This window comes from Pseudomonas sp. Pseusp11, assembly GCF_047304405.1.
GTDB lineage: Bacteria > Pseudomonadota > Gammaproteobacteria > Pseudomonadales > Pseudomonadaceae > Aquipseudomonas.
The window spans coordinates 1-17445 of record NZ_JBGLZF010000028.1 but is presented as its reverse complement, the minus strand read 5'-3'; the positions used below and the strand labels follow the sequence as shown (position 1 = coordinate 17445).

Sequence of the window (17445 nt, the reverse complement as noted above, 5' to 3'; positions counted from 1 at the left end):
TCTGAATTACTTAGACGAGACTGAATCATGGCCCTCGACATTCACGCTCACCGCATCCTGATCCTCGATTTCGGTTCCCAGTACACCCAACTGATCGCCCGCCGCGTGCGTGAAATCGGTGTTTACTGCGAACTGCATCCGTTCGACATGGACGAGGAAGCCATTCGCGAATTCGCTCCAAAAGGCGTGATTCTCGCCGGCGGCCCCGAGTCCGTGCACGAAGCCAACAGCCCACGCTGCCCGCAAGCGGTGTTTGACCTGGGCGTGCCAGTCTTCGGTATCTGCTACGGCATGCAGACCATGGCCGAGCAACTGGGCGGCAAGGTTGAAGGTTCCGACCTGCGTGAGTTCGGTTACGCCCGTGTCGATGTGGTCGGCAAGAGCCGCCTGCTCGACGGCATCGAAGACCACATCGACGCCGATGGCCTGTTCGGCCTCGACGTGTGGATGAGCCACGGTGACAAGGTCACCAAGATGCCGGAAGACTTCCACATCCTGGCCAGCACCCCAAGCTGCCCGATCGCCGGTATGTTCAGCGATGAGCGTCGTTATTACGGCGTGCAGTTCCACCCGGAAGTGACCCACACCAAGCAAGGCGGTCGCATCCTGTCGCGCTTCATTCTCGATATCTGCGAGTGTGAAGCGCTGTGGACACCGTCGAAAATCGCTGAAGACGCCATCGCCCAGGTCCGCGCTCAGGTCGGCACCGACAACGTACTGCTCGGCCTGTCCGGCGGCGTGGACTCCTCGGTGGTTGCCGCGCTGCTGCACAAAGCCATTGGCGACCAACTGACCTGCGTCTTCGTCGACAACGGCCTGCTGCGTCTGCACGAAGGCGAGCAAGTGATGGCCATGTTCGCCGAGAACATGGGCGTTAAAGTGATCCGCGCCAACGCCGAAGAGCAGTTCCTCGGTAACCTGGCGGGCGAGTCGGACCCGGAGAAGAAGCGCAAGATCATCGGCCGTACCTTCATCGACGTGTTCGATGCCGAATCCTGCAAGCTGGACAACATCAAGTACCTGGCCCAGGGCACCATCTACCCGGACGTGATCGAGTCGGCTGGCGCGAAAAGCGGCAAGGCGCACGTGATCAAGTCGCACCACAACGTGGGCGGCCTGCCGGAAGAAATGAACCTCAAGCTGGTTGAACCGCTGCGCGAGCTGTTCAAGGACGAAGTCCGTCGTCTGGGCCTGGAGCTGGGCCTGCCGTACGACATGGTCTACCGTCACCCGTTCCCGGGCCCGGGCCTGGGCGTGCGGATCCTCGGTGAAGTGAAGAAGGAATACGCCGACCTGCTGCGTCGCGCCGACCACATCTTCATCGAAGAACTGCGCAAGGCCGACTGGTACCACAAGGTCAGCCAGGCGTTCGTGGTGTTCCAGCCGGTGAAATCGGTTGGCGTGGTCGGCGATGGCCGTCGTTACGCCTGGGTCGTTGCCCTGCGTGCCGTGGAAACCATCGACTTCATGACCGCGCGTTGGGCACACCTGCCTTACGAACTGCTGGAAACCGTCAGCGGCCGCATCATCAATGAAATCGAAGGTATCTCCCGCGTCACTTATGACGTGTCGAGCAAGCCGCCGGCGACGATTGAGTGGGAGTGATCCCGGTCTGACTGATCGTCGGTAGTCCCTGAAAGGCCCTGTGAACGCGAGTTTACAGGGCCTTTTGCGTATCAGGCTCCGAGGTTGTCTGATTACACAGGTAGTCGCCCCTCGAGTACCATGCCCATGCGGCTGAGCGCTCGCGCAAGGCTGATCAGATTCGGGTAGTTGACCTGATGCACATCGGCCCAGGCGGGACGGTTGATCAGAAAGCGGCCGTCCCCGGTTCGCTCAATCATTGTCCGCACAATCTGGTTGGTCCTGCTGCGATGAATCAACGTCCAGATTTCGTTTGATTTTCCGATGGTGAACATGCCCTGGCGGAACAGGAGCCGATCGATTTCGTCGGGTGTTCGTTGAAGGATCGGTGTTGGCATTTGCAGGTTTATGTCGGCATACAAGGTGTCAAAGTCGCCACGCATTTGCGGTTGGGTTGGAGGAACATCACGTCCTACCTCTATGCCATTGTCTATTTCGATGTGCAGACTCTGGTCAGGGCTGACTTCCTCAATTCGCACTCCGATACCTCCTTCCATTTCGCTGATGCCGGCAATGCCCCCGAAGGTGTTGGTGTTTTCCTGGCCGGTCAGCACCACCCATTTTCCGGGGCCGTTGTAGGCTTCATTGGTCTGGATAATGGTGTGGGTAAGGTAGTTCTTGATAGCTTGCTCCCTGACACCGCCCAAGGGGGCACCTTCGTATCTGTAACTGGCAAGGCAATCGGTAGCCTGGATTCGAATGCCGTACTGACGAGCTGTTTTTACGACTTCAATTGGAGTGAACTGCCCGGAAGAATTGCTTGCCAGCTGGTTCAGGTACTTTTCCAGCATGCCGTGCATCTTCCCGGTTTTAGCGAAGGCATCCAGGTCGACCTGATTAAAGTCGTTGAGCAGACGATGCATATAGATCGTCTTGACGTCTTGTCGGGCCAGCGTCTGCATGTTTTCGATGAGAAACCGCATGCTGGCAACGCGATCCTGACTTTCACCAATGACCAGGCCAGGTGAGCTATCGAATACTTTTTGAATGAGTTCCGGGACGGTCACAGATGGCGTGATGACGGGTTGCACTGGGCGTGCAGGCAATGAGGCAAAGAAGTCTCTTGGGGAATGGAATGTGCGTGCATCCGCTATGAGTGCAGCGCGATGTTCGGCGACAAAACGTTCGTAAGTGGACACACCTTTGATACTTCCGTCGGGAAGATAAACGATTTTGATATGCGTCTCTTGCTTGCCCAACGCCAGGAAGTTCATTGACTGCCCATTGGAGGTATCGTATTTCGTCAAGGGGCTGCGAAGTTCGGGCGCAGAGTGAGTGGTCCCCTGGGAGGTTCCTGGAACGGGTTTGACGAGATCCTTCCCGCCTCCTTTCAAGCCGGCGTTTGGTGCCAACTCCCATTCACCTTCGGCATTCAGGCGTACCGGAATTGACCCAGTCGAGGCGAATGGATTTTCCGGATCGATGATAGCCCACGTGCCGCCGCCGTTAACGTCGGCTTCGTACCGCACGTAGTAAGCCTGGTCATTCATCAGGATGGCGGTAGAAGGGTTGGATTCCAGCGAGTGGATGCCCTGGAACTTGCCGCTTGTGGCGAGAGGGGCCTGACTTTCCAGAATCTCATTGCTTTGCCAGTGTTCCGGTACTTCAACAGATTGCCCGGACTCCTTCGGCAGGGGAGTGAACTCTTCAAGTTGACGAATTATCCCCTGCGAATCATCGGACGCTTGTGGGGCTTGCGCGCCGACAGGTTTATCAGGATTAGCGGAGGCCCTCAGATCCGCCATCTCAGCCGCTTCGGCCGCGTCGACCGAAGCGCCCGCTTCCTCCAATACGCTGACTTCCTTGAGCAGCGGGATGTTGAACAGGGTATTAATGCCATCGAGTACCGCGCCGATGATACCGGCCTTGCGTTCCGCCGCCGTATTGCCATTGACCGCTTTGTCGATGTTCAAGCCCATTGCCGCGATGCTGGCCCCGATCACCGGCAACGCGATAGGCCAGCCGAGTATGGCCAATGGACCGAAAACGTGCAGGCCGACAGTTAGATAACCCAGCCAAAGCTGTTTGCGCATTTGGCCATTGGACACGAGCGACAGATCAATCTCTTCCAGCATCGAACCCTGGACGGCCCGGCTCTGCCAGATGAACGCATCGCCGCTGATAGTGATGTTTTTCTGATTGATCAAGTGGTGATCGTATTTACCCCAGGTGCCGACCAACTGATTCATCAGCGGGGTGATGTTGTCGTGGACTTCCTTGCGTACCGACAGCGGGAAATGGGTCATGAATTCGCTGCGGGCTTGCTCTTCGTTCATTTGAAGCAGCATCCACCAGTGCATATCCGTCGGTGTCGGGTGCACGTGAAAGGCTTGCGGCGCGCCGGGAACGTAGGTGATCTGCCTACCGTTGCCGGCAACAATGCGCAAAATATCGGTTGCGACATGTCCAGCTACATCCAGGGCGCACATGGTGATACCTGTAGGGGCGGCGGATTCGGCCTGCAACGTTGCCAAGGTGATCGGCCAGACTGGTTCACTGACGACGGCCCTGACGACAGTCTGAAAATCTTCTTCTTCCAGTTGGCCGTTTTGCCGAGCCTCGACGGCTTTGGTGAGGTAATTGCATTTGGCCAAGGTCCGGAAGTCATCGAAATGAGTGGTCCAGAAGGCATTCAGTTTGTTCAGGTAGCGGTCACTGAGGCTCATCTCCCACAGGTCCGCGAGGACCTTGCTGGGGTACATCCGCACTTCATTGGTTTCGTTGAAAATGCTGGCGTTTGCATCTTCGGAGTAAAAGCCGCCATTACCGTTCAGCTCGAGGGCGTCGTCTTGATCGGTAACGCGGTATCGGTGAATGACCAGCTGCGTCAAGGTCAATGACTCAATGGGTTTTGGGTAGTGTTCCCACCCCAGGAATGTCTGGTCGTTACTGACCGAGGTATTGTCAAAACGATGCCACCAGACCTGATCCGGGTCTCTGTCGGTGATGCCATGTTTTTTCAGTATTTCGCTGGCCACCGCATGGGCTTCTTCTTGCAGGCCCGGGCAGGCAGCGACGATGACGGGGGCAATCGTTTTAAGCTGTTCCTTGTCGGCAGCATTGGGTAACGCTTCAGTACTCTGATCAACAGGCATGCTCTCGCTCCTTGAGAAATGGGCCGTGAGGATTACCCATTTAGTCAAAGCAAGTGCACTACATAGTTATGCCCAAACGTGATTGATAAGAAGGTAGGGTCAGCGCCGGGCCACGTCCGAAAAGTAGAACTTGTCGAGGGTATGCCGCGATTCGGTGTATTCGAATTGACGACCGTCCTGCAGGAAGGTCTGGTTGCTGACCACAATCACATGGCTCTGGCCGTCGAGGTCCAGGTGTTGCTGGTCGTCCTTGCTGCGGGGCACCGCTTCGATGGTGCGCTGGGCGTAGGCGATTTGCAGTTGCAGGGTTTGCTCGATGAAGGCGTAGATCGAGTGCTCGGCGATGTCGCGGGACAAGCCGGGAATCACGTCGCTGACGAAATGGTTGATGTCCAGGATCACGCGTTTGCCGTCGATCCGCCGCACGCGTTTGATCCGGGTGATCAGGCTACCCTCTTCGGCCTTGATGTGTTCGAGCAGCGGGCCTTCGAGGGGAATCTGGGTGAACTCGACCACTTCGGTGCTGACGTCGTTGCCCAGTCGCGGGTAGGTTTCCTGGAAGCTGACGATGCCGCCTAGTTGAAACTCGATCGGGTTGGTGGACAGCACGAAGGTGCCTTTGCCGTGGACTTTCTGGGCGAAGCCACGCTCCTGCAATTGCTCGATGGCCTTGCGCACGGTGCCGCGACTGGCTTGATAGCTGTCCATCAGTTCGGTTTCGGAAGGCAATCGGGCGCCGCGTTCCAGACGTTCGGTGGTGATGCTGGCAAGCAGATCGCTGTAGATCTGGTTGTATTTACTCATGGGGATGGCTCTGTGCCGCGTTGTGCTCAAGGTTTTGAACCTTAAGGGCAGGGTAGGGGTTTGTCCATGCGGCTTTGGGTTTCTTTGACTTCGGAGGTAGGAAATATCGCCGCCTGTCGGGTTCAGGATAAACAAAATCAAACTCGTCTGTACGAGTTGTTGCTTTAACTCGTACAGACGAGTATTTTTCGCTTCGGCGTGCTGCCAATAACAAAAAACTACAGCGGAAGAACAAGCATGAGCCATGACTATCCGAACATCGTCACCGAGCTGCTGCACAGCCTCGGTGGCAGCGACAACCTCGAGCAGGCCGCGCATTGCGTCACACGGCTGCGCTTGGCCCTCAAGGACCCGAGCCTGGTCAACAGCGCCACGCTGAACCAGATCGATCTGGTCAAGGGCTCGTTCTATACCGGCGGCCTGTTCCAGGTGGTGATCGGCCCTGGCGAAGTGGAAAAGGTCTACGCCGAGCTGCGCCGACAGACCGGTCTCGCCGTCTCGACCATCGCCGACGTCAAACAGAAAAGCGCCGACAAGATCAACGCCATGCAGCGATTGGTGCGGGTGTTTTCCGACGTGTTCATGCCGATTCTCCCGGCGCTGATCATTGCCGGCCTGCTGATGGGCATCAACAACCTGCTCGGCGCCAAGGGCATGTTCATCGAGGGCAAGACCCTGCTGGACGCCTATCCGAAGCTTGACGGGCTCTGGAGCCTGATCAACCTGATGGCCAACACGTCCTTCGTGTTCCTTCCGGCGCTGGTGGGCTGGTCGGCGGCAAAGCGCTTTGGCGGCAGCGAAATCCTCGGCATTGTGCTCGGCCTGATGCTGGTGCACCCGGATCTGCTCAACGCCTGGAACTACGGCAAAGCGGTGGCCGGGCTTGAGGGGCAGAGCTTGCCGTACTTCGACATCCTCGGTGTGTTCCAGATCGAGAAAGTCGGTTATCAGGGGCAAATCCTGCCGATACTGCTGGCGGCCTATGTGATGAGCGTCATCGAAAAATGGCTGCGGGCACGGGTGCCTAATGCGGTGCAGTTGCTGGTGGTGCCGATCACCACCATCGTCGTCACCGGTGTGCTGGCGCTGGCGGTGATTGGTCCGGTGACCCGCCATCTGGGGATTCTCATCACTGAAGGCGTAGTCACCCTGTTCGACCTGGCGCCGATGGTTGGCGGGGCGATTTTCGGCCTGCTCTACGCACCACTGGTGATCACCGGCATGCACCACATGTTTCTCGCAGTCGACCTGCAACTGATCTCCACCCAGGGCGGCACGTTCATCTGGCCGATGATCGTCATGTCCAACCTCGCCCAGGGCAGCGCGGCACTGGGAGTGTTCTACATGACCCGCAATGTGCGGGACAAAAGCATGGCCTCGACCTCGGCAATTTCCGCCTACTTCGGCATCACCGAACCGGCCATGTTCGGGGTCAACCTGCGCTACAAGTTTCCGTTCTATGCGGCCCTGACCGGCTCGGCCCTGGGCTGCATCTTCCTGTCGCTGAACAAGGTCCAGGCCTCGGCGATCGGCGTTGGCGGCTTGCCCGGTTTCATCTCGATCATCCCGCAGTTCATTCCGATGTTCGTGATCGGAATGGTGATTGCCATGGTCGTGCCGTTTGTTCTGACCTGCGGGTTGAGCATGAAGATTGTCCGGCCTGGGTATCGGGTCGCCTGATAGATCGCATTCGCCCGTACATATTCAAAAAGGAACCCGCCATGCAAGACTGGCAACGTTCGGTGATCTACCAGATCTACCCGAAGAGTTTTCACAGCCACGCCGGCAACCCCACGGGGGATTTGCTCGGCGTCGTGGCCAAGCTCGATTACCTGCACTGGCTGGGTGTCGATTGCCTGTGGATTACGCCGTTCCTGCGTTCGCCCCAGCGTGACAACGGTTACGACATCAGCGATTACTACGCCATCGACCCGAGTTACGGGACCATGGCTGACTGCGAGTTGCTGATTGCCGAAGCCGCCAAGCGCGGGATCAAGCTGATGCTCGACATCGTGGTCAACCACACCTCGATCGAACACACCTGGTTCCAGCAGGCCCGCTGCAGCCTCGATAGCCCTTACCGCGACTTCTATATCTGGCGCGACCAGCCGAATAACTGGGAATCCAAGTTCGGCGGCTCGGCCTGGGAGTACGAAGCCCAGACCGGCCAGTATTACCTGCACTTGTTCGATCACACGCAGGCCGACCTGAACTGGGACAACCCCAGGGTGCGCGCTGAAGTCTTCAAGATGATGCGGTTCTGGCGCGACAAAGGCGTGGGCGGTTTCCGTCTGGATGTGATCAACCTGATTTCCAAACCGGCGGATTTCCCTGAGGACAACACTGACGGTCGACGCTTTTATACCGATGGCCCGAACGTCCATGAGTACTTGCAGCAGATGCACCGCGAAGTGTTCGAAGGTCATGACCTGATCAACGTCGGCGAGATGTCGTCCACCAGTCTGGAACACTGCATTCGCTACTCGCGGCCGGAGTCGAAAGAGCTGTCGATGACCTTCAACTTTCATCACTTGAAGGTTGATTACCCGAACCTGCAAAAGTGGATTCGCGCCGATTTCGATTTCCTCGAACTCAAGCGCATCCTCTCCGACTGGCAGACCGGCATGCAGGCCGGCGGTGGCTGGAACGCGCTGTTCTGGTGTAACCACGACCAGCCGCGGGTGGTTTCGCGGTTTGGTGATGACGGCGAGCATCGGGTGGTGTCGGCGAAGATGCTCGGCACCGCGTTGCATTTCCTCCAGGGAACGCCGTTTGTGTATCAAGGTGAAGAGCTGGGCATGACCAATCCGGGGTTCGATCACATCGATCAGTACCGCGATGTCGAGACTCTGAACATCTTCCGGCTCAAGCGCGAGGCCGGTGCCAGCGACGCCGACAACATGGCGGCGATCATGCAGAAGTCCCGGGACAACAGTCGCACGCCGATGCACTGGAGCGCCGAGCCGAACGCCGGTTTCAGCGCTGTCGAGCCGTGGATCGGAGTGCCGGCCAATGCCGCGCAAATCAACGTCGCCCACCAACTCGACGACCCGGATTCGGTGCTGCATCACTACCGTCAGCTGATTGCCCTGCGCCGCAGTGAAGCGCTGATGTCCGATGGCGTGTACCGGCAGTTGTTGCCTGAACACAGGCAAATCTGGGCGTACGTGCGTGAAGGCAATGGTGAGCGTTTGCTGGTGCTGAACAACTTTTATGGCACACCGTGCGAAGTTGAACTGCCGCCGGAGGTGATCAGCGAAGCGATGGCACAACGCCTGGTGATCAGCAATTACCCGGACTGTCCGCCACGACATCGGCAGGTCTTTTTACGGCCCTATGAGTCGTTCGTTCTGCACCTGACCAACATTTAAAAACACTGTTTCGAACAACACGCAGAACACTGCGCGGGGGAGTTTTGCGCGCCGGTTTTGCTGCATCACACAATAAAAATAATGAGGTGGTTCTTGAAAACAACAATAAATCGCAGTCTTGTAGCGGCGGGCGTGTGCCTGGCACTACCACTGTCAGCCCAGGCGCTGGAATTCGCCGGCTACTTGCGCAGCGGCGTCGGGACCTCGGTTAACAGCGGTAAACAGCAGTGTTTCCAGCTACCGGGAGCGCAGACCAAATACCGCTTGGGTAACGAATGTGAGCAGTACGCTGAACTTGAATTGCGCCAGGATCTGTACACCCTGGACGATGGTTCGGTGCTCAGCGTCGACGGCATGGCATCGCTGTATAACCAGTACGACAAGGACCTGACGTTCAACGGCGACAACGGCTCGGTGCGTATGCCGCAGCTGTATGCGCAATGGTCGAACATGCCCAGCCTCAATGGTGGTTCGCTGTGGGCCGGTCGGCGTTACTACAAACGGAACGACATTCATATTTCCGACTTCTACTACTGGAACCAGAGCGCCACCGGCGGTGGTATCGAAGACGTGCTGATCGGCGATCTGAAGTACAGCTACGCCTTCTCGCGCAAGGACAACCTGTACCAGAAGGACTACATCAACCGTCACGATTTCAACGTCGCCGGTTTCAACACCAACCCTGGCGGTGAGCTGGAGTTCGGTCTGAGTTACATCGACAAACCCGACAGCCGTGACGCTCACCGTGGCTGGGCGATCACCACCCAGCATGTGCAGAAGGGCTTTCTGGGCGGCAAGAACAAACTGGCCTTTCAGTACGGCGAAGGCCCCGGCACGGGGTTGGGCTATACCGGTAACGTGAAGCTGGACGACAGCAGTAAAAGCTATCGCGTGGTGGAATTCTTCGACTGGCAAGTGACGCCGCGCTTCGGCGGGCAGGTCGAGGCGGTTTATCAGAAGGACATTCGCCCCGACGGCGCTGACCAGAACTGGATTTCCCTCGGGATTCGCCCGGCCTATGCGATCACCGAGCAAATCAAACTGGTGACCGAGCTGGGCCACGATCAGGTCGAGGCCACAGGCGGCACGCGCAAACTGAGCAAGTTCACCATCGCTCCGACCTGGTCACCCAAGGGCCCGGATTTCTGGGCGCGCCCGGAAGTGCGTCTGTATTACACCTATGCCAGCTGGAACGAGGCGGCCAAACGGGCGGCCAATGAACTGGCGGCGGGTTCGGCGTTATCCGACACCGGCGCCTTCGGCACGGCGCGGCACGGTTCGAACGTCGGATTGCAGGTCGAGTATTGGTGGAAATAAGCGATGCTGTCGGGGCCTCGCGCTCCATCGGCACTTCAAAGAACAAAACAGCAGGTGACGTCATGGCCACACCCCAACAATTGCAACTGCTGGCACCCTTGTCCGGCGTGCTGATGCCGCTGGACCAAGTGCCCGATCAGGTGTTTTCCAGTCGTGTGATCGGTGACGGTCTGTGCATCGACCCGACCTCGTCCACCTTGTGCGCGCCGCTGGCTGGAGTGATCAGCAATGTGCAGGCCAGCGGGCATGCCATCAGCATCACCGACGACAACGGCGTGCAGGTGTTGATGCACATTGGCCTCGACACTGTGAACCTGGCCGGCAAGGGCTTCACCCGGTTGGTGGAGGAAGGTCAGCGGGTTGAGGTGGGGCAAGAGCTGATTGAGTTCGATGCCGATTACATTGCCTTGAACGCCCGCAGTTTGTTGACCTTGATGTTGGTGGTCAGCGGTGAGCCGTTCACTTGGCTGACGCCTGAAGCGGGCGTAGTGGAAAGTGGTCAGTTGCTGCTGAGTTTGAATCCGTCTGAAGTAGCGGCCGATGAGCCGGAGGAGGGCGAGGCACTGTTCTCCAAACCGCTGACGCTGCCCAATCTCAATGGTTTGCACGCCCGCCCTGCGGCGGTGTTTGCCCAGGCAGCGAAAGGTTTTTCGGCGAGTATTTACCTGCATAAACAGCAGGACAGCGCGAACGCCAAATCCCTGGTGGCGATCATGGCGTTGCAGACCGCTCACGGCGACATTGTGCAGGTCAGCGCGGCGGGCGCGGATGCCGAAGTAGCGATCAAGACCCTGGCCGAGTTGTTGGCCGCAGGTTGCGGGGAAGCCGTGACGGTGATGGCAGAGGTTGAGCCGGTTGCCGCTGAAGCCTCATCGCTGAAGGTGCTGCGCGGCGTCTGTGCATCGGCAGGGTCGGCTTTTGGTCAGGTGGTGCAGATTGCGCAGCAGACCCTTGAAGTCATTGAATCCGGTCGGGGCGCACAAGTTGAGCGTGAGCACCTGTCCCAGGCGTTGGCGACGGCGGTCCTGGACCTGCAGCAGTTGCGTGAGCAGGCCTCGGGTGATGCCCAGGCAGATATCTTCAAGGCGCATCAGGAACTGCTCGAAGACCCAAGCCTGCTGGATCAGGCCCTGGCACTGATCGACGCCGGCAAAAGCGCCGGTTTCGCCTGGCGGGCGGCCACCGAATCGACGGCCGCCTTGTTCAAAAAACTGGGCAATGCCTTGCTGGCCGAACGGGCAGCGGATTTGGCCGACGTTGGTCAACGGGTGCTCAAGTTGATTCTCGGCGTAGAGGATCAGGCGATGGAGTTGCCGGAAGGGGCGATTCTGATTGCCGAGCAACTGACGCCCTCCCAGACAGCTGGCCTGGACACGCGCAAGGTGCTGGGGTTCGCGACGGTCGGCGGTGGTGCCACCAGCCACGTGGCGATTCTCGCCCGGGCCTTCGGCTTGCCGGCGATCTGCGGTTTGCCGGTTCAGGTGCTGGCACTGGCCAATGGCACCCGGGTTTTGCTCGATGCCGACCAGGGCGAGTTGCAGCTGGATCCCGAGCTGGCCGCCATCGAGCAGTTGCAAGCCAATCGTCAGCGACAAAAGAAACGCCGGCAATATGAATTGGAAAATGCCGCGCTGGCTGCCTGTACCCGCGATGGTCATCACGTTGAAATCACCGCCAACATCGCTTCGCTGGCCGAAGCCGAACAGGCCATGACGCTGGGCGGCGAGGGCGTCGGTCTGTTGCGTTCGGAGTTTCTGTATCTGGATCGCAACCATGCGCCGAGCCATGACGAGCAAGCGTCCACCTACAGCGCCATCGCCCGAGCATTGGGGCCGGCGCGTAACCTGGTGGTGCGGACCCTGGATGTCGGCGGTGACAAACCATTGGCCTACGTGCCGATGGACCGCGAAACCAACCCGTTTTTGGGTATGCGCGGCATTCGTTTGTGCCTGGAGCGTCCGCAGCTGCTGCGCGATCAGTTCAAGGCGATCCTGAGTAGCGCCGGGCTGGCTCGCTTGCACATCATGTTGCCGATGGTCACGCAGTTGTCGGAGTTGCGGCTGGCCCGTCAGCTGCTTGAAGAGGAAGCGCTGGCAGCAGGGCTCACGGAACTGCCGAAACTGGGGATCATGATCGAAGTACCGGCAGCGGCGCTGATGGCTGATCTGTTTGCGCCCGAGGTGGATTTCTTCTCCATCGGCACCAACGACCTGACCCAGTACACCCTGGCCATGGACCGCGATCACCCGCGGCTGGCCAGCCAGGCTGACAGCTTTCATCCGTCGGTGCTGCGCTTGATCGCCGGTACCGTGAAAGCCGCCCATGCCCATGGCAAATGGGTTGGGGTGTGTGGCGCCCTGGCTTCGGAACATCTGGCGGTGCCGTTGTTGCTGGGGCTTGGCGTGGATGAGCTGTCGGTGAGCGTGCCGTTGATTCCGGCGATCAAGGCGGCGGTTCGCGAAGTGGACCTGCTGGACTGTCAGGCTATCGCCCAGCAGGTGCTGGGGCTGGAAAGTGCCGAGCAGGTACGCGAGGCATTGCGGCTGCACCACGAGGCCACGGTCGATACTTCACTGGTTCTGGAGAACTGAGCATGTTCGAGAAAATGCAGCGGGCGTTCTGGAAAGCGTTGACCCCGGACCTGGTGGTGGATGAGCCGAAAGCGGTGACTCAAGCCGTTTCCGGGTTGGCACCAAATGTCGTGGCCGCACTGGGCGGTGCGGATAACCTCAAGTCACATCAGCCCGTGGCGCTGACCAGGATGCGGGTGGAGTTACGGGATGTGGCGCGGATGGATCGGCAGGCGTTGACGGCGGCTGGAGTGCCAGGCGTGATGATGCTGGACGGTGGAGTGGTGCATCTGCTCACCGGTTTGCAGCCATAACCGGAGCTTTGTGGTGAGGGGCTTGTCGGACCGCCGCATCGCCCCGTTGGGTCGCGATGCAGCCCCCGAAGGCTGCGATCTTTTGATCTTGCTCTTGTGGCGAGGGAGCTTGCTCCCGCTGGGCTGCGCAGCAGCCCCAGAAACCTGGGACCACTACAAGACTCTGTGGCGAGGGGGCTCGTCGGACCGCCGCATCGCCACGGTCGACTGCGAAGCAGTCGCCAAACCAAACACCGCGGTCTGCCTGACAAAACCGGATTGCTGATTTTAGGGCCGCTCCGCAGCCCAGCGGGAGCAAGCTCCCTCGCCACAGGTGATGTGCGTCCCTAGGTTGCCCTTACTGTTTCTCAACCGCAGGTGTATCGTATTCGCCTTTTGCAGGCACCGCGCCTGTGGCTGATACGTGAGGTAGTTGAGTTCATGTCCTTTACCCGTCGACAAATACTCGGTGGTCTGGCCGGTCTTGTGGTGGTTGGCGTGGGGGCCGGTGGCGCGTCGCGTTACTGGCTGGGCAAGATGGCCGACGCTGAGGCCGGCCATGACTATGAGCTGATCGCCGCTCCGCTGGATGTCGAGCTGGTATCCGGGCACAAGACCGAGGCCTGGGCGTTCGGCCCCTCGGCGCCGGGCACTGAATTGCGTGTGCGTCAGGGTGAATGGCTGCGGGTGCGCTTTATCAACCACCTGCCGGTGGCGACGACCATTCACTGGCACGGCATCCGCCTGCCGCTGGAAATGGACGGCGTGCCTTACGTGTCGCAATTGCCGGTACTGCCGGGCGAATACTTCGACTACAAATTCCGCGTGCCCGACGCCGGCAGCTACTGGTATCACCCGCACGTGAACAGCAGCGAAGAACTCGGTCGCGGGCTGGTCGGTCCGCTGATTATCGAAGAGCGCGAGCCCACCGGTTTCAAGTACGAAAAGACCTTGAGCCTCAAGAGCTGGCATGTCGATGAAATCGGTGCTTTCGTGCCGTTCAGCATTCCTCGCGAAGCGGCCCGTGGCGGTACGGCCGGGCGCCTGTCGACCATCAATGGCGTCTCGCAAGCGGTGATCGACTTGCCTGCCGGGCAGATCACCCGCGTACGCCTGCTCAACCTCGACAACACCCTGACTTATCGCCTCAACATCCCCGGCGTCGAAGCGCAGATCTACGCGCTGGACGGCAATCCCATCGAGCCACGTCCATTGGGCAAGGAATACTGGCTGGGCCCGGGCATGCGCATTTGCCTGGCAATCAAGGCTCCGCCGGCCGGCGAAGAACTGTCGCTGCGAAACGGTCCGGTACGCCTGGGCACCTTGCGCTCAGTGGCCAATACCGACGCGCCGACCGAATGGCCGCCAGCGCTGCCCGCCAACCCGGTGGCCGAGCCGGACCTGGCCAATGCCGAGAAACTCAACTTCAATTTTGAATGGGTGGGCTCGGTGTCGGTCAACGTCGACAACGGCAAGCCGCCCAGCCTGTGGCAGATCAACGGCAAGGCCTGGGACATCACCGACAAGACCTGCGCCGACCGACCGATTGCCAAGCTCGAAAAGGGCAAAAGCTATATTTTCGAATTGAAAAACATGACTCAGTATCAGCACCCGGTCCATTTGCACGGCATGAGCTTCAAGGTTATTTCTTCGAACCGGCACAAGGTTATCCCGTACTTCACCGACACTTACCTGTTGGGCAAGAACGAGCGTGCGCAAGTGGCGCTGGTGGCGGATAACCCGGGCGTCTGGATGTTCCACTGCCATGTGATCGACCACATGGAAACCGGCCTGATGGCCGCCATCGAGGTGGCGTGATGCGTCAGATACGCCCCGCGGCGATTATCGACCGCAGCCGTGATCGTGATTTCATGCGCGAAGCCCTGGCCCTCGCCGCCGAAGGCGCGGCGCTGGGTGAAGTGCCGGTGGGTGCTGTGCTGGTGCAGGACGGTGAAATCATCGGGCGCGGTTTCAATTGCCCGATCAGCGGCAATGACCCCAGCGCCCACGCCGAGATGGTCGCGATCCGCGCCGCCGCCCAGGCCGCCAGCAACTATCGCCTGCCGGGCAGTACGCTTTACGTGACGCTGGAGCCGTGCAGCATGTGCGCCGGGCTGATCGTGCATTCGCGGATTGCGCGGGTGGTGTATGGCGCGCTGGAGCCCAAGGCCGGAATTGTGCAGAGCCAGGGGCAGTTTTTTACCCAGGGCTTTTTGAATCACCGGGTGCTGTACGAAGGCGGGGTGTTGGCCGAGGAGTGCGGGGCAGTGTTGAGCGAATTCTTCAAGGCCCGTAGGGCCAAGCCAGCGGATTAGGCGGCGACAGGTAGGCCGCCTTGCCCGCGAAGCTTTTACTTGCGGGCAACAATCACCGCACGCATCGGCGCCGGCAGCCCTTCGATCGTTTTGCTGTGATCATCCGGATCAAGGAAATCGCTCAACGACTGATACTTCATCCACTCCGTCCCGCGTTGTTCCTCGACCGTGGTCATGCTCACATCCACGCAACGCACATCGCTGAACCCGGCGCGACGCAACCACAGTTCCAGCGCCGGCACCGACGGCAGGAACCAGACATTACGCATCTGCGCGTAACGGTCTTCCGGCACCAATACCTGCTGTTGATCGCCTTCGATTACCAGCGTCTCCAGCACCAATTCACCACCCTTGACCAGGCAATCCTTCAGCGCCAGCAAATGCTCGATCGGCGACCGGCGGTGGTAAAACACGCCCATGGAAAACACTGTGTCGAACCCTTCCAGGTTCGGCGGCAGGTCTTCGAAAGGGAAGGGCAGGTGCCAGGCATTGGGTTCGGACAGGTAACGCTGCACCGCCTGGAACTGGCAGAAGAACAGCCAGTTGGGGTCGACGCCGATCACGCTGTCGGCCCCGGCGCCGAGCATGCGCCACATGTAATAGCCGTTGCCGCAGCCGACATCGAGGATGCGTTTGCCCTTCAGGTCCAGATGTGGAGCCACCCGGGACCACTTCCAGTCCGAGCGCCATTCGGTGTCGACATGCACGCCGAACAGGTCAAACGGCCCTTTACGCCAAGGTGACAAGCCCATCAGCGCGGTGCGCATTTGCGCGCGGGTTTCATCGTCGCAATCGGTGTCCAGTTTAAGGCCGTTCAACAAGTCGACTTCGCTCGGCTGGATCTTCGGCAACGCATCCAGTGCGCTCTGCCAGCGCTCCAGGTCGCCGTGACCTTTTTCCATTTTCTTGTCGAGTTGCACTTGCAGGGTGTTGGCCCATTCGGCCAGCGGAGTACCGGACAGACGGCGGGCGAGGGGGGACAAATCAATCATGGCAAGGCAATCAACGAGGCAAAGTTAAGACACTGGAACCACGGCACGACTTTCGAGAAACCGGCGGCCAACAGGCGTTCGCGATGTTCTTCGAGGCTGTCGGGCTTCATGACATTTTCGATGGCGCTGCGCTTCTGGGCGATTTCCAGTTCGCTGTAGCCGTTGGCGCGTTTGAAGGCCACGTGCAGGTCAGTGAGCAACGCGTGTTCTTCGGGGTCGTTGAAGCGCAGCTTCTCCGACAAAATCAGCGCGCCACCGGGCAGCAACGATTGGCGGATACGCGCGAGCAGCGCGGTGCGCTGGTCCGGGGCGATGAATTGCAGGGTGAAGTTCAGCGCCACCACCGAGGCTGGCTGAAATTCCAGGGCAAGGATGTCGCCTTCGATCACTTCCACCGGCAGCAACTCCTGGAACATCGAGTCCTGGCCGTTGAGGTATTCGCGGCAACGCTCGACCATGGCCGCGGAGTTATCCACAGCAATGACGCGGCAGCCGTCGGTACGCACGTGGCGGCGCAAGGCCTGGGTCACAGCGCCCAGCGACGAACCCAAATCGTAGAGCACGCTGTTTGGCTGAGCGAATTGCGCGGCGAGCACGCCGAGGTTTTCAACGATGGTCGGATAACCCGGCACCGAGCGCTTGATCATGTCCGGGAACACCCGCACCACGTCCTCGTTAAAGGCGAAGTCAGGCACCTGGGCCAAAGGCTGGGCGAAAAGGCGATCGGATTCTTTGCTCACGGCGGTTCCAGCGGTGTAGGTGGAAAAGGCCGGCATTTTAGCCAACTTGGCGCGGGGATGCGCGGGTTTGCTGATAAACCGCCGGACTAACCTCGGTTAACGCAGAGACATGCTGTTGTGGCGAGGGAGCTTGCTCGCGCTCGGCTGCGCAGCAGTCGTCATCCGGTAAGTGGGTTTTGTCTGGGAAGTTGGTGTCGCCTGGGTTGGGGCTGCTTCGCAGCCCCCCCGGGGCAACCACCCCCGCCCCCCGAATAACCGCGGGTTATTGGGGTACCCCGACCCCCCCAAACCCCCATTGCCCCCC

General features: G+C 59.5%; 12 protein-coding genes. 8 read left to right on the top strand and 4 right to left on the bottom strand.

Annotation, left to right across the window (positions count from 1 at the left end; all coding sequences use genetic code 11):
* The first annotated feature begins 27 nt into the window (after positions 1-27).
* Positions 28-1605 carry a glutamine-hydrolyzing GMP synthase gene (guaA, locus tag ACCC96_RS21190; RefSeq protein WP_413696817.1) on the top strand — a complete coding sequence of 526 codons (1578 nt, stop codon included), beginning with the start codon at positions 28-30 and terminating at the stop codon, positions 1603-1605.
* Positions 1606-1697: 92 nt separating this feature from the next.
* On the opposite strand, the gene ACCC96_RS21185 is transcribed toward guaA, so the two are convergent.
* Both ACCC96_RS21185 and treR read right to left on the bottom strand, forming a co-directional pair.
* The gene (locus ACCC96_RS21185) at positions 1698-4739 is read right to left on the bottom strand and encodes a membrane-targeted effector domain-containing toxin (RefSeq protein ID WP_413696816.1); all 3042 of its coding nucleotides are present in this window, start codon (positions 4737-4739) and stop codon (positions 1698-1700) included.
* Between the two features lie 99 nt (positions 4740-4838).
* Positions 4839-5543: a trehalose operon repressor gene (gene treR / locus ACCC96_RS21180; RefSeq protein WP_019647781.1), complete on the bottom strand. Its 705-nt coding sequence runs from the start codon at positions 5541-5543 to the stop codon at positions 4839-4841.
* Positions 5544-5780: 237 nt separating this feature from the next.
* On the opposite strand from treR, the gene treP reads away from it, so the two are divergent.
* The 7 genes from treP to tadA all read left to right on the top strand — a co-directional run bounded on the left by treP (position 5781) and on the right by tadA (position 15409).
* Positions 5781-7223, top strand: a complete 1443-nt coding sequence (gene treP / locus ACCC96_RS21175) for a PTS system trehalose-specific EIIBC component (protein ID WP_258671072.1) — start codon at positions 5781-5783, stop codon at positions 7221-7223.
* A gap of 41 nt (positions 7224-7264) precedes the next feature.
* Entirely contained in the window at positions 7265-8914 is a 1650-nt protein-coding gene (treC, locus tag ACCC96_RS21170; protein WP_413696815.1) for an alpha,alpha-phosphotrehalase, read from the top strand.
* A 93-nt stretch (positions 8915-9007) separates the two neighbouring features.
* Positions 9008-10231, top strand: coding sequence for a maltoporin (locus ACCC96_RS21165; RefSeq protein WP_413696814.1), 1224 nt, complete (start codon positions 9008-9010; stop codon positions 10229-10231).
* A 62-nt stretch (positions 10232-10293) separates the two neighbouring features.
* A complete protein-coding gene (ptsP, locus tag ACCC96_RS21160) occupies positions 10294-12822 on the top strand; it encodes a phosphoenolpyruvate--protein phosphotransferase (RefSeq protein WP_413696813.1) in 2529 nt (842 codons plus the stop codon).
* A 2-nt stretch (positions 12823-12824) separates the two neighbouring features.
* Positions 12825-13115 (top strand): PTS glucose transporter subunit IIB, encoded by a 291-nt coding sequence (locus tag ACCC96_RS21155; protein ID WP_413696812.1) that lies wholly within the window; start codon positions 12825-12827, stop codon positions 13113-13115.
* 420 nt (positions 13116-13535) lie between these two features.
* A complete protein-coding gene (locus tag ACCC96_RS21150; RefSeq protein ID WP_413696811.1) occupies positions 13536-14912 on the top strand; it encodes a multicopper oxidase family protein in 1377 nt (458 codons plus the stop codon).
* The gene (tadA, locus tag ACCC96_RS21145; protein WP_018927040.1) at positions 14912-15409 is read left to right on the top strand and encodes a tRNA adenosine(34) deaminase TadA; all 498 of its coding nucleotides are present in this window, start codon (positions 14912-14914) and stop codon (positions 15407-15409) included. The genes ACCC96_RS21150 and tadA overlap by 1 nt, the downstream gene beginning before the upstream one ends.
* Before the next feature lie 35 nt (positions 15410-15444).
* Here tadA and cmoB read toward each other — a convergent pair whose 3' ends face one another.
* Positions 15445-16401, bottom strand: a complete 957-nt coding sequence (cmoB, locus tag ACCC96_RS21140) for a tRNA 5-methoxyuridine(34)/uridine 5-oxyacetic acid(34) synthase CmoB (RefSeq protein ID WP_413696810.1) — start codon at positions 16399-16401, stop codon at positions 15445-15447.
* Positions 16398-17177 carry a carboxy-S-adenosyl-L-methionine synthase CmoA gene (cmoA, locus tag ACCC96_RS21135; protein ID WP_018927038.1) on the bottom strand — a complete coding sequence of 260 codons (780 nt, stop codon included), beginning with the start codon at positions 17175-17177 and terminating at the stop codon, positions 16398-16400. The genes cmoB and cmoA overlap by 4 nt, the downstream gene beginning before the upstream one ends.
* Positions 17178-17445 lie beyond the last annotated feature (268 nt).